Source organism: Microbispora sp. NPDC049633 (assembly GCF_040675265.1).
GTDB lineage: Bacteria > Actinomycetota > Actinomycetes > Streptosporangiales > Streptosporangiaceae > Microbispora > Microbispora maris.
In genome coordinates, this window is record NZ_JBFAOO010000206.1 from 1 (window position 1) to 12,630 (window position 12,630).

A 12,630-nucleotide genomic window follows, 5' to 3' on the forward strand; every position below is an offset into this window, starting at 1 on the left:
GTCACCCGCTCGCCCGCGGCGGCGAGCAGCGCGGCCAACCGGCCCCCGACGTTTCCGGTGGCGCCCGTCACGACGATCATGATCGCTCCAATGAGTTAGTTGGCTGACTTACTTGGAGCAACCGTAGCGGCCGCAGGCCCGCTTGTCGACTCCAAGTCAGTCGTCTGACTAACTCACTTTCCGGTCGCGCTCAGTCCTTGACCGCTCCGGCGGTGACGCCCGCGGCGACGTAGCGCTGCGCGATCACGAGGAGGACCGTGGCCGGGATCGAGGCGACGACCGCGGTGGCCATGATGGCGTTCCACTGCTGGTTGTTGTTGCCGATGTAGTGGTAGATGCCGAGCGTGATGGGCTGGTGGGCGCCGCCCTGGTCGAGGGTGGAGGCGAAGACGAAGTCCGACCACGCCCACAGGAACGCGAACAGCGACACCGTGATGACCGAGTTGCGGCTGACCGGCAGCACGATCGACCAGAACGTGCGCAGCACGCCCGCGCCGTCCACCCGGGCCGCCTGCAGCAACTCCTCGGGGATGCCGGACATGAACGCGGTGAGGATAAGCACCGCGAACGGCACCGCCAGCGTGGAGTCCGCCACGATCAGCCCCGGCACGGTGTTGAGCACACCGGTGGCGAGGAAGATGGCGTAGAACCCCATCGCCATGATCACACCGGGGATCATCTGCGCGATCAGCAGCACGAAGCCCAGCACGCCGCGGCCGCGCGGCCGCAGCTTGGCCAGCGAGTACGCCGCGGGCACCGCGATCACCAGCGTCAGGGCCACGGTGCCCAGCCCGACGACCAGGCTCACCCCGAGGTACGGCAGCTGCTGCTCCAGCACCGCGCGGTATCCCTCGAACGTCCCGTGCACCGGAAACCAGTACGGCGGCGACTTGCGCATGTCCTGGTCCCGGGTGAACGACACGTTGATCATCCAGTAGACGGGGAACAGCATGAGCGCGGTGAACACCACACCCAGGCCGGTCCGCCACCAGCCACGCCCGGTCGCCCTCATGCCGCCCCCTGCCGTCGCTGCGCGCGGATGTAGACGAGGCCGAAGACCAGCGCGATCACGATCAGCAGGTTGCCGACCGCCGCGCCCGGCCCGAAGGAGGGCAGCAGGTTGCCGAAGCCCAGCCGGTAGGACCAGGTGGCCAGCGTCGTGGACGCGTCGCTGGGCCCGCCCTTCGTCATGATCCAGATGATGTCGAACACCTTCAGCGTGTAGACCAGCCCGAGCAGCAGCGTGATCGCCGAGACCGGCCGCAGCAGCGGGAAGGTCACCTTCCAGAACCGCTGCCAGCCGGTCGCGCCGTCCAGCTCGGCCGCCTCGTGGATGTGGGACGGGATCGCCTGCAGGCCGCTGTACAGCACGACGAGGTTGAACGGGATCCCGATCCAGATGTTGGCGATGGTCACCGACCACAGCGACCAGTCCGGCGACGTCAGCCAGTTGACCGGGTCGATCCCCACCGCCGCGAGCACCGCGTTGACCACGCCCGACTCGCTGTTGAGCATCCACGACCACGTCGAGGACGACACGATCAGCGGCAGCAGCCACGGCACCAGGAACAGCGCGCGCAACGTCGCCGACAGCCGGAAGCTCCGGGTGAAGAACACGGCCAGGGCGAGTCCGATGGTGAACTGGAAGGCCAGAGACACCACGGTGAACACCACCGTGTGCCACAGCGCCGGCCCAAACGTGGCGTCGCGCACGACCTTCGCGTAGTTGGCGAGCCCGGTGAACGGCGCGTCCCCCTGCACGAACGACCGCACCGTGTAGTCACGCAGGCTCAGGTCGACGTTGCGGTACAGCGGATAGGCGTAGAACGCGAGCAGGTAGGCCACCATCGGCGCGAGGAACGCCCATGCCGCCCACTGGGCCGATCGCCGCGCGGGCGCGCGGTGGGCGCTGCCGGCCCCTTGGGAACGTGGCGCCGCGACCCGCTCCCGCCGGTTGTCCCCCGCGCGCGGAGCCGGCGTCTGTGTTGCGTGTTTCATGCTTTCCTTCGTCTGACGAGAGGGCGGGCCCGGACGCTCCGGGCCCGCGCGCCGCGCCTACTGAACGGCACCTGCTGAGCGGCGCCTACTGAATCGCGCTCGCCGCCGTGGCCTGGGCGGCCGTCAGCGCCTCCTGCGGCGGCTGCGACCCGCTCAGCGCGGCCTGCATCGCCTTCCACATGGGCTCGGAGATCTTCGGGTACTTCGTGCCGAGATCGTCGCTGGTGCGGCCCTTGGCCGCCTTGACCGCCTCCACCCACACCTTCAGCTCGGCGTTCCGCTCGACCTGCGTGGCCTGCACCTCCTCGGTCGGCGCGATGTACGACAGCGTCGTCGTGGTGGTCAGCGAGTTGCCGGTGCTGGCCAGGCACGTCACCAGCTTCTGCGAGGCGACGTACCGGGTGATTTCCTTCTGCACGGGCACGCTGACGAACTCGCCTCCGGTCGGCGCCGGGGCGGTGCCGCCGCCCTTGGCGGGGATCGGGATGATGCCGTACTCGAAACCGGTCTTCTTGGCGTTGGCCAGCTGCCAGGTGCCGTTCTCGCCGAAGGCGAAGTCGCCGGTCGCGAACTCCTGCCAGCTCGTGGTCTGGGTGTTGTTGATCACCGAGGAGGGGGCGTATCCCTTCTTCACCCAGTCGGTCCACAGCGACAGCGCCGCCACGCCCTCCGGCGAGTCCAGCTTGGTGAGATTCGCCCCCGCGCCCCAGAACCACGGCAGGAACTGGAAGCTGCCCTCCTCGGTGCCGATGGCGGAGAACGTGATGCCCTTCTTGCCCGCCGCCTTCACCTTCTCCAGCGCCGCCGTCAGCGACGCCCAGTCCTTCACCGCGGCCGCGTCCACCCCGGCCTTCTTCAGCACCTCCTTGTTGTAGTAGAGGGCGAGGGTGTTCGCCCCGATCGGGACGCCGTACGTCTTGCCGCCGATCTGGCCCGCGGCCAGCAGGTTCGGCGAGACGGCCGTGGTGTCGATCTTCGTCTCGTCGGTCGAGGTCAGCACGCCCGCCTCGGCCAGCGTCGAGACGACCGGGTTGTCCACGATCAGCACGTCCGGCGAGTTGCCCTGCTGGGCCGCCAGCAGCGCCTTGTTGGTCAGGTCGGTGGTGTCGTAGGCGGTCCGCTTGACGGTCACTCCCGCCTGCGTGCCGCACTGGGTGAGCAGCTTCACCCAGTCGGAGGAGTCGTCGAACTGCGGGTAGGGGTCCCAGATCGTGTAGGTCCCTCCGCCCGCGGCCTGGCTCGCGCCCGCCGGGGCGCCGCCGTCACCGCCGGACGACCCGGAGCACGCGGTGAGCCCGCCCGCGACGGCGAGGACCACCAGGCCCAGGCCGGCGGCGCGCCGGCCCTTGTCGAGGCTTTCCATGTCGTTGTTCCTTTCGATGTCCGGCGCGGCTCAGGTCAGCTGGATGTAGTCCAGCTCGGCGTAGCCGGTGCCGCCGGCGAAGTTGGGAGACCCCTTGGCCAGGCGGATCACGTTGTAGCCCGCCCGCAGGTTGACCGTGGTGCTGACGGTGGCGCCGAACTGGCCCCAGGCCGCGGTGGGCGGGTAGCTGACCGTCGTCCAGGCGCCGCCGTTGTAGGCCAGGCCCTGCGTCGCGGTCGCCCCGGTGGCGTTGGCGTAGCCGATGGTCATGGTGTACGAGCGGGCCGTGGGCACGTTCACCACGAAGTCGACGTAGCTGTCGGTGCTGTGCGTGCTCGTGTTGTTGTCGATGCGGCCGACGTAGCCGCCCTCGGACGCGCTGGAGCTCGTCAGCCGCTGGGCGCGGAAGACGGCGGCGTTCTCCGCCTCGTACCGCTGCTGGTAGGACGGCACCCCGCTCACCGGCTGGATCACCAGGTTGTAGGCGCTGGTCGCCGACATGTTCGGCACCGAGACGCTGATCTGCCCGTTGCTCACGGTGTACGTGCTCGTCGAGACGGTCGTGGGCGCGGTCACGGCGGTGAACCGGCCGCTCGCGGGGGTCGACTGCAGGGTGACCCGGACCGAGGAGCCCAGTGCTCCGATGCCGTTGACGCGGACGGTGTTGGTGCCGGACTCGTTGCCGAAGACCACGTTCACGATCTTCCGGGTGGAGTCGTAGGAGGCGAAGCCGTCCAGCCCGGTCTGGGTGCCGGGGGTGGTGGTCACCATGCGGCCGGCCATGTCGCCGTACCACTTGTACAGCCACCAGGTGCCGGTGGGCTGGCTGTTGTTGACCACCAGCCCGTTCATCGTGCCGTACTCGTACCAGAACGCCCGGTGCGCGGACTCGACGCCGCCGCGCTCCAGCTTGGCCACGTAGCTGGCGATCCGGCCGGGGACGTCCACCTCGCTCGTCGCGGCGTACTCGTTGATGGAGATGCGCCGGGGGCTGATGCCGAGCGAGCTTTCCAGCGCGCGGTAGTCGGCGATGTGCGCGGCGATGGCGGTGGGGTCGCCCAGCTCGTGCCAGCAGATGACGTCGGGCAGCGTGCCCGCTGCCTTGGCGCTGCTGAGGAAGGACGACAACCAGGAGCGGTTGTAGTAGGAGGTGCTCGGGCCGACGATCGGCGTCGTGGTGTCCAGTGCCCGCACGGCCCGGTAGGTGCGCGTCCAGCCGTCGTTGAAGGACCCTGCGGCGGAGGTGTTCCACGTCCAGTCGGGCTCGTTCCACAGCTCCCAGCCGATGACGTTGGTCACCGTTGTCGCGTTGAGGCGGGCGCGGACCATGGTGTCGACCTTGGCCAGCCAGTCGTTCCAGCTCACCCACCCGTACGGGAAGTTCGGGTAGATGTCCGGCATCCGGATGAACTCCCCGGCGCCGACGCGGGTGGCCTGCGGGGCCACGAGCAGCGAGTCGCCACCGGGCGGCTGGCCGTTGGGCCGCTGTCCCACGCCGGGGGCGGGCTGGGTCAGCGAGTTGAGTTTCAGCGGCAGCAGCGTGGAGTCGGCCGGTCGGCCGTTCTCCGCCAGGCCGTACAGGCCGCCGGCGGCGACATGGGTGACGGGCCGGAAGGGCTGGGCGACGTTCACCGTGAGGGTGGCCCCCGCCGCGTCGGCGGGTGTCAGTGGGACGAGCGCCGTGGTCAGTGACACGGCCAGCGCGGACAGCAGGACCGCGCTTCGGGGTCTGCGCATGGACGACCTCGCTCTTTCTGTAGCTCAGGTGGGGGGTAGAGCAGGAGGTGAAGCGGGACCGTCCCTCCCCGAACCGGCGGACGCCGTGGACGGTCCCCATGCGGGCGGGCCGGGCCGGAACTCTGCCGGGGCCGGCCCGCCGCGGTCATCCGGCGGCGGCGACCGGGATCCAGACCCGCATCGGGCCCTCGCTCCGGTTGCCCCACAGGAAGTACGGCACCGCCGTGAGCGTGAGCGGCGTGCCCGTCCGCTCCCGTCCCGGTGCGGCGGTGTACAGCGAATCGCCGGCGTCGGCGACCAGTCCGCGGGCGGTGAGCACGACCGGGACGTCCGGCAGGTCCTCCCGGTGACCCGCTGTGATCGGAGCGGCGGGGTCGAGCCGCACGTCCTCCAGCACCGTGCCGGGTGGCAGATCGGCCTGCTCCAGGCAGTACACGAGCGGGCCGCGCGCCAGGGCGACGCACCCGCGCACCGCGTCGACCCGTGGGTGGGCGGACACCTGCCGGACGGGCATGTCCAGGTCGAGGACGACGGTCGTGCCCGGCGTCCAGGCGCGGGTGAGCCGGAGGTAGCCGTCCCGTACGGGCGCCCGGACCGGTTCGCCGTCGACGCTCACCGTGTAGGCGGCGCACCAGGCGGGCACGCGCAGCGCGAGTGTCCAGGGCGCGTCGGCCTCGGCGGTCACGGTCAGCTCGACGCGTCCCTGCCAGGGGTAGGCCGTGCGCGTCTCCACGCGGCGCCCCTCGGGGGTGGTCAGGGTGGCGTCGCCGTACAGGTGGATCTGCAGGCCGCCGTCGTCGGCGGTCGCCAGGTAGCCGGGCAGCGAGGCCATGAGACGGGCGATGTTCGGCGGGCAGCAGGCGCACGAGTACCAGGGCAGGCGGCGCGCCGCCGCCTCCTCGCCCGTGCTCGCGTGCCCGGTGCGCAGGTGCAGGGGGTTGGAGTAGAAGAAGTGCCTGCCGTCGGACGAGACGGCGGCGGCTACCGCGTTGTACAGCACCCGCTCCATCTCGTCGGCGTAGCGGGCCCGGCCGGTCGCGAGCAGCAGCCGCCAGTTCCACTGGAAGCTCGCGATCGCCGCGCAGGTCTCGCCGTAGGCCCGGTCGGGCGGCAGTTCGTACGGGTCGCCGTACGCCTCCTCACGATGGCGCGAGCCATGTGCGCCGGTGACGTAGGTCCGCGAGCGGAAGGCGTCGGCCCACAGCCGCTCCGCCGCGTCCAGCAGCGCCGGATCGCCGGTCTCCACGGCGACGTCGACCATCCCGGCCAGCAGGTACAGCTGCCGTACGGCGTGCCCGGTGACCTCGCGCACCTCGCGCACCGGCTGGTGGTCCTGGTAGTAGCGGGGGCCGAACCGGCCGTGGCCGAGCAGGCCGCGCCCGCGCAGGTCGAGGAAGCGCCGCGCCAGGTCCAGGTACGGCCGGTGGCCGGTCACCCGGTACAGCTCGGCGAGGGCGGTCTCGACCTCGGGGTGCCCGCAGACCTCCTCCACTCCGTCCGGGCCGAACCGCTCGACCAGCAGGTCGGCGAAGCGCCGGGCGACGGTCAGCAGATCGGGGCTCACCCCGGTGCGGGCCGCGGCCACCGCCGCCTGGAAGAGGTGGCCCGCGCAGTACAGCTCGTGGCTCCAGTCGGGCCTGGCCCACCGCTCCTGGGGGGCGACGACCGTGAAGTAGGAGTTGAGGTAGCCGTCCGCCCGCTGGGCGCGGGCGAGCAGCGCGGTCGTGCCGTCGACGAACGACCGCAGGGCGTCGTCCTCGGGCGAGGTCGCGAGCTGCCACGCCGCCGCCTCCAGCGTCTTGTGGACGTCGGAGTCGGCGAACCACATGCCGGCGAACTCGTCCTCGGACTCGCCGGCGGCGGCGCGGAGGTTGCCGATGTTGCCGCTGCCGTGGAGGTTGTCCACGCAGTGCGGCAGCGTGTCCTCGGCGTTGCGCCGCCGCCACTGCCCGAGCAGGCCATCCGCCCGTAACCGGGCCTGGCCGATGCCGAGCGGCCGCAGCGCGGACAGGGCCGCCGGGGTCGGAGCCACCGGTCCGGTGGCCCCCTGGAGGGCGGGCGCGGCCGGGACGCTGTCTGACAGCTTCTGCTGGGTCATTCCTGATCTCTCGTGTCGTGACGCGGGACGTGCGAGACTCCGCCGGGGACGATCGGGCGGAAGGAAACCTAGGAAACCAAGGAAAACGGTTGCCGGAAAGCTACCAACGCCCTCCCGGGCCGTCAATAGCGATGTTTCCCGTGTTACGAGGGGCACCGACATCGGAACGGTCCGGCGATACAGTGGTCCCAGGCAACGCCATCGGAAAGTGGAGGAAACGTGGGAAAACTGGAGCGTCACGCCACGATCGCCGACGTCGCGGCACTGGCCGGGGTGTCGGTGGGCACGGCCTCCAAAGCGCTCAACGGCCGCGGGTCACTGCGGGAGGAGACCCGCATGCGCGTCCGGGAGGCCGCACGGCAGCTCAGTTTCGAGGCGAACGCCGGTGCCCGCAGCCTGCACTCCGGGCGCACCTACACCGTCGGAATGATCACGACGGACACGATCGGCCGGTTCAGCATCCCCGTCCTGATCGGCGCGGAGGACGCGCTGGGCGCCGGGGAGATGTCGGTCTTCCTCTGTGACGGGCGGGACGACCCGATCCGCGAGCAGTACTACGTCAGGACGCTCCTCAGCCGCCGGGTCGACGGGATCATCGTGACCGGCCGGCGGACCGAGGCACGCGCGCCGATCGCCGCGGACCTGCCCGTGCCCGTGGTGTACGCGTTCATCAGTTCGGCCGACCCCGGCGACTGCTCGGTGGTCCCGGACGAGGCGGGCGGCGCCCGTAAGGCCGTCGAGCACCTGCTGGCCGTCGGCCGCACCCGGATCGCGCACGTCACCGGGCCGGAGCATCACAACTCCGCCCGGGTCCGCGCGGCGGCGGCGCTGGAGCGGCTGGCGGAGGACGGGCTCGAAGCGGCCGCGCCGCCGCTGTTCGGCGGCTGGAGCGAGGCGTGGGGACGCCAGGCCGTCGGCATCCTGCTGGCGGGGCGGGCGGAGTTCGACGCGGTCTTCTGCGGCAGCGACCAGATCGCCCGTGGCGTGTGCGACGCGCTGCGCGCCGCGGGCCGCCGGGTGCCGCAGGACGTCGCCCTCGTCGGTTTCGACAACTGGGACGTCATGACCGAGGGCTGCCAGCCGCCGCTGACGAGCGTGGACATGAACCTCGAGGGGCTGGGCCGGGCGGCGGCCGAGATGCTCCTGGCGGCCATCAACGGCTCCCCCTCCCCCGGCCGCCACCCCCTGCCCTGCCACCTCGTCGTTCGCGAGTCGAGCACGGTCCCGCTTCCGTGAGCCGAGCGGCCTGAAATCGGGGGTTGCATCCTGTACCCAGGTACAGGCTTACCGTCGACGCATGACCCGAGACATCGTCATCGGCCAGGGATGGGTGCCGTCCGCGTGCACGTTGCCCACCGCCGAGCAGCCGCTGCGGCTGGCCGAGTTCGACGCGTTGTTCGCCGAGGCGGTCCAGGCGGTCCGGCGCGAAGAGCGTGAGCGGCTTCGGCTGGACCTCGTCCTCACCCCGGAGAATGCCGCGCGGGCGGCCGAGCTGACCGCGCGGGAGAACGGCTGCTGCTCCTTCTTCACCTTCGTCCTGACCGTCGCCGGCGGCGGCCTGACGCTGGACGTGGCGGTCCCGCCCGAGCATGTCGCGGTGCTGGACGCGCTGCAGGCCCGCGCGGGTTCCCCCGCCGGGGCGAGGCGGCCCGCATGAGACAGGATCTCGCGCTGCAGGGCCCGGGCGATTCGTATCTGCGCAGTGGGCAGGTGGCCGAGCAGGCCGGGGTCAACGTCCAGACCCTGCGCTACTACGAACGGAGAGGCCTGATCGCCGAACCGGCGCGCAGCCCCGGCGGCCACCGCGCCTACCCGCCCGGGACCGTCACCCTGCTGACGGTGATCAAAGCCGCGCAGCGGCTCGGCTTCACGCTGGAGGAGGTGGCCGAGCCGCTCGACGCCGGCAGACGTGGCCATCCCACCCCGGATCTGCGGGCCCGCGCCCAGGCGAAGATCGCCGAGGTGGACGCGAAGATCGACGATCTGACCACGATCCGCCACGCGCTGACCCAGGTGGTCACCGCCGGATGCGACAGCCTGACCCACTGCACCTGCCCCGACTGCCCGCTGCCCTTCGCCGGCCTGGCCGACGGCCGCACGCCCGAGGAGAGCTGACCTGTGCGCGCTCACGACGAACACCGCCGGCCGGCCGCGGCCCCGTCCACACGTGCGGTGAGGCGTCCGGCCGAGCCGGTCGCGGTGTCGCTCACCGCCACCGCCCACGCGCCGAAGGACCGTCCCTCCGACGACGGCGAGCCGCCGCGGCGCAGCAAGATCGCCGCCGCAGTGGCGGTGCCGGCGTGCACGGCCTGCTGCGTGCTGCCGGTGCTGATCGGCGCCGGGCTGCTGACCAGCGCGGGCGCGGCGCCGGCCGAGCGGGCGCTGCTGGTCGTGGCCGGACTACTGCTGGCCGCCGCCGCGGGCATGTGGTGGCTGCACCGGCGCAAGACCACCCGCGACGACAGCGCGGAGTGCGGCCCGTCCGGCTGCGGATGCGGCGGCTGCTGACCGTGTGGTCACGCGGTCGCGCCCCTCCTGCCCGCCACGCGTTCCAGGCCGCCACCCGGGGGCGGCATCCTGCAGCGCTCTGGACGCCGTGGGGATGGAGCCGTCAGGCCACCTTGGCGGACGGCGCGGTCCACGTGTTGCAGGCGCCGGGGTCGCCGGTCGCGAAGCCCTGACCGGCCCAGTAGGTGATCGACTTCCTGCTCCCGGTGTTCTTGCCCGCCCACTCACGCATATAGGAGAGCATGTCGTCCCAGTCCTCCCGGCCACGGTGCAGGGACTGCCAGACACTCGCGACGAAGGCGCTCGCGAGGCACTTGTTCTGCAGAAGGTGTCGCCGGTTCTGCTCGGCGAACTCCGCCTTGCTGGCGGACGGAAGCCTGTCCACGGTGCGGGTGAGACCGGCCAGGTTCTGCACGTGCTCGCCGTAGAGCGAGGACATCAGGAAGAACAGGAACAGGTCGTCGGGCTCCGCCAGGAGGTCCTTGTGCAGGACGATCTCCATCGTGCGGGAGGCATCGCAGTAGTCGACGCCCCAGTCGTCCCACTTCACTCCGCAGAATTCCACCGGTGGCTTGGTGGCGTACGTCACCTTGGGCTTGGACCACTTCAGCCCCGCCTTCTTCAATTCACCGGCCCAGGTGCGATTGAGGCAGGTGAGGACCCCGTTGAGGTAACTTCTCGCCGATTTCGGGTCGAGTTTCCTGATGGGCTTTTCCGGACAGGCGGTGATGGGCAGGGCTCCTGCCTTGTACAGCGCGTTCTGCGTCAGCGTCTTGCTCTTCACAGGGCGGGCCTCGGCGGAAGCGGCCGGGACGAGCACCACGGCCACGGCGGAGGCGAGCGCGATCATGGTCTGTTTCACGGGCGACGAGACTACAGGTCACGCAAAGCCGAAAGCAGACCAATTCACGACATTTCCATAACCGCCGAAACGGGGTGAGGTCTACCGCCGCCGCGACGACGCCACGGGTTGTCGGACGAGGCGCGCCATCGAGAACCACCCGGTTGAAGAGACATTCCACCGGAGGGAAAGAAAGCACATCAGGCCGCGTCCGGCACCGTTGGCTCTCATGCGATTACTCCATGTAATCTCCTGGCCATGACAACGATCAATCGGGGGACGCTCCTGGAGCTTGTCCGCAACCGCCCTCTGCTCGCGGCGGAGCTCCTGGGGGACGCACTGGCCGCCGGCGACGAGGAGACGGCCGGTGGGGGGACCCTCCTGCGGCGACTCCCCCGGCCGGAACTCACCGGCACGGACGAGCCCGCCCTGGCCGCCCGCTACCGCGAGATCGTGGCCGACGCGCGCCGGGCCCGTGCACACCAGGCGGAATCCGTGTTCGAGGGGTTGATCGCGTTCCTGCGAGCCCGCATCGCCGAGGATCTGAACCAGGTGGACACGTCCGCGGACGCCGGGGAGCCCGACTCGCACAAAGTGGAGCGGGACCTGACCGCGAAGCGAAACCGTGTGGACTTCCTGGAGTCCGTGCTCGTCGGCGAGCTCTATCTGGCACTCGAGGAACACGCCCAGGCGGAGCACCTGCTGAAGCTGGAGGCGTCGGCGTACAACTGGCACGCCGACTACCAGGACAAATGGCGGCCGTGACGCACCGGCGGAGTTCCGCGTCGCCCGAGCGAGCGTGAGCGGCGAGCGCGTGCCGACCAAAGTTCTCGCGCCACCTCCCGGACCCCGGAGGCGTATCGCGACGTTGACGACATCACCCCGAGACCAGGGGTTGGTTGTGACCATCTCAGCGAGCAGCACATACTGGATGGAATGAAGCCAGCCAGCGGCGCGTCCCGCCGTCACCTGCCCACAAGTCCCTTCAAGCCCCCGCCTCCTGCCCCTCCCGTCGAGCAGTTCAGTGTGAACGACCAGGTCACCCATGATCGGTACGGTCTGGGTGTGGTCGTGGACGTCGAGGAAGGGGTTGCTGTGATCGTGGATTTCCGATCACAGCAGGAACGAATCACGACCCCGTACAAAAAGCTGCACAAGCTCTGAGAGAGCTGTGCCGTAGGGAAGCGCGTCGCGCGAGTACGGCTCCGCCGGCGACATGCCGGCGGGCGTCCACGCGACGGCGCCCTCCCTCGCGGCCAGGATCTGAATCTCCAGCCGCCCTCGCGAGAAGCGCACCTGCCCAGAATGGGCAGCGGCGCTTGCAGGATCGACGATGAGCGGCACGAGGGAGCGTCTGCCCGGACATGAGTCGGGGCCCGCGCTCGTCGAGCGCGGACCCCGAATCAGATGCCGGCCTGCGTCAGGCGGGCACGATGTTCTCGGCCTGAGGGCCCTTCTGGCCCTGGGTGATGTCGAACGACACCTTCTGGCCCTCCTGCAGCTCACGGTATCCGCGGGCGGCGATGTTCGAGTAGTGGGCGAAGACGTCGGGGCCGCCACCCTCCTGCTCGATGAAGCCGAAGCCCTTTTCCGCGTTGAACCACTTCACGGTTCCGATAGCCATGTGAATCTCCTTTATCAGGGACCGAAGCGAAATCCGCACCGCGCGGATTCCGTGTCGCCGGATGAGGCCCCCTCCGGAGATGGCCGGAAAACAGAAATGCGCCTGAAGGTCACATACCGTCAGGCGCACACAAGTTTCATGGGTACCACAACTGCAACGTTCTGAACGCTACCACACGCCGCGGAGTGACGCGTGCAGAAGTCTGAGTCCTTCCGCCGGGCGGACGGCTCAGGACGCCACCCGGCGGTAGACCGCGTCGCGGTTCGGGGAGCAGCAGACGACGGTGCAGGTGTCGAACGGGCCGCCGCGCAGCCAGATGCCCCACTGCACGTCCACGTCGCCGGTCAGCGCCTCCCCCGCGTTCCGCAGCCGCAGGCCGAGCCCGAAGCGCGCCACCTCCTCCCGGACGGGGGGCCGGCGGGCCGGCACCGCGACGACCCGCGCCGGGCAGCCGGCGTAGG

14 protein-coding genes are annotated in these 12,630 nt (G+C 70.5%); 5 read left to right on the top strand and 9 right to left on the bottom strand.

The window, feature by feature from the left end:
* Window positions 1-190: 190 nt before the first annotated feature.
* The 5 genes from AB0J39_RS33165 to AB0J39_RS33185 form a co-directional block, all read right to left on the bottom strand.
* Window positions 191-1,012, bottom strand: coding sequence for a carbohydrate ABC transporter permease (locus AB0J39_RS33165; RefSeq protein WP_363471989.1), 822 nt, complete (start codon window positions 1,010-1,012; stop codon window positions 191-193).
* On the bottom strand, window positions 1,009-1,998 hold the full coding sequence (locus AB0J39_RS33170; RefSeq protein ID WP_363471991.1) for a sugar ABC transporter permease: 990 nt from the start codon (window positions 1,996-1,998) through the stop codon (window positions 1,009-1,011). Before AB0J39_RS33170 ends, AB0J39_RS33165 begins: the two co-directional genes overlap by 4 nt.
* Before the next feature lie 85 nt (window positions 1,999-2,083).
* The gene (locus AB0J39_RS33175) at window positions 2,084-3,361 is read right to left on the bottom strand and encodes an extracellular solute-binding protein (protein WP_363471993.1); all 1,278 of its coding nucleotides are present in this window, start codon (window positions 3,359-3,361) and stop codon (window positions 2,084-2,086) included.
* A 30-nt stretch (window positions 3,362-3,391) separates the two neighbouring features.
* Entirely contained in the window at window positions 3,392-5,098 is a 1,707-nt protein-coding gene (locus tag AB0J39_RS33180) for a hypothetical protein (protein WP_363471994.1), read from the bottom strand.
* A 145-nt stretch (window positions 5,099-5,243) separates the two neighbouring features.
* A complete protein-coding gene (locus AB0J39_RS33185; RefSeq protein WP_363471996.1) occupies window positions 5,244-7,196 on the bottom strand; it encodes a beta-L-arabinofuranosidase domain-containing protein in 1,953 nt (650 codons plus the stop codon).
* A 219-nt stretch (window positions 7,197-7,415) separates the two neighbouring features.
* Between AB0J39_RS33185 and AB0J39_RS33190 the strand changes: the two genes are divergently transcribed.
* The 4 genes from AB0J39_RS33190 to AB0J39_RS33205 all read left to right on the top strand — a co-directional run bounded on the left by AB0J39_RS33190 (window position 7,416) and on the right by AB0J39_RS33205 (window position 9,704).
* The gene (locus AB0J39_RS33190) at window positions 7,416-8,432 is read left to right on the top strand and encodes a LacI family DNA-binding transcriptional regulator (protein ID WP_363471998.1); all 1,017 of its coding nucleotides are present in this window, start codon (window positions 7,416-7,418) and stop codon (window positions 8,430-8,432) included.
* Window positions 8,433-8,493: 61 nt separating this feature from the next.
* Entirely contained in the window at window positions 8,494-8,853 is a 360-nt protein-coding gene (locus AB0J39_RS33195; RefSeq protein ID WP_363472000.1) for a hypothetical protein, read from the top strand.
* Window positions 8,850-9,311 carry a MerR family transcriptional regulator gene (locus AB0J39_RS33200; protein WP_363472001.1) on the top strand — a complete coding sequence of 154 codons (462 nt, stop codon included), beginning with the start codon at window positions 8,850-8,852 and terminating at the stop codon, window positions 9,309-9,311. Before AB0J39_RS33195 ends, AB0J39_RS33200 begins: the two co-directional genes overlap by 4 nt.
* A 57-nt stretch (window positions 9,312-9,368) precedes the next feature.
* Entirely contained in the window at window positions 9,369-9,704 is a 336-nt protein-coding gene (locus tag AB0J39_RS33205) for a hypothetical protein (protein ID WP_363472003.1), read from the top strand.
* Window positions 9,705-9,807: 103 nt separating this feature from the next.
* On the opposite strand, the gene AB0J39_RS33210 is transcribed toward AB0J39_RS33205, so the two are convergent.
* Complete coding sequence (locus AB0J39_RS33210; protein WP_363472005.1) at window positions 9,808-10,566, bottom strand: neutral zinc metallopeptidase; 759 nt, start codon at window positions 10,564-10,566, stop codon at window positions 9,808-9,810.
* Between the two features lie 237 nt (window positions 10,567-10,803).
* Between AB0J39_RS33210 and AB0J39_RS33215 the strand changes: the two genes are divergently transcribed.
* Window positions 10,804-11,310, top strand: coding sequence for a hypothetical protein (locus AB0J39_RS33215; protein ID WP_363472006.1), 507 nt, complete (start codon window positions 10,804-10,806; stop codon window positions 11,308-11,310).
* Between the two features lie 348 nt (window positions 11,311-11,658).
* Here AB0J39_RS33215 and AB0J39_RS33220 read toward each other — a convergent pair whose 3' ends face one another.
* From AB0J39_RS33220 to AB0J39_RS33230, 3 genes are all read right to left on the bottom strand, one after another.
* Window positions 11,659-11,889 carry a hypothetical protein gene (locus tag AB0J39_RS33220; RefSeq protein ID WP_363472008.1) on the bottom strand — a complete coding sequence of 77 codons (231 nt, stop codon included), beginning with the start codon at window positions 11,887-11,889 and terminating at the stop codon, window positions 11,659-11,661.
* A 76-nt stretch (window positions 11,890-11,965) separates the two neighbouring features.
* Window positions 11,966-12,169 carry a cold-shock protein gene (locus AB0J39_RS33225; protein WP_182907409.1) on the bottom strand — a complete coding sequence of 68 codons (204 nt, stop codon included), beginning with the start codon at window positions 12,167-12,169 and terminating at the stop codon, window positions 11,966-11,968.
* Between the two features lie 228 nt (window positions 12,170-12,397).
* A partial coding sequence (locus AB0J39_RS33230) for a hypothetical protein (RefSeq protein ID WP_363472010.1) occupies window positions 12,398-12,630 on the bottom strand: 233 nt, incomplete at its 5' end.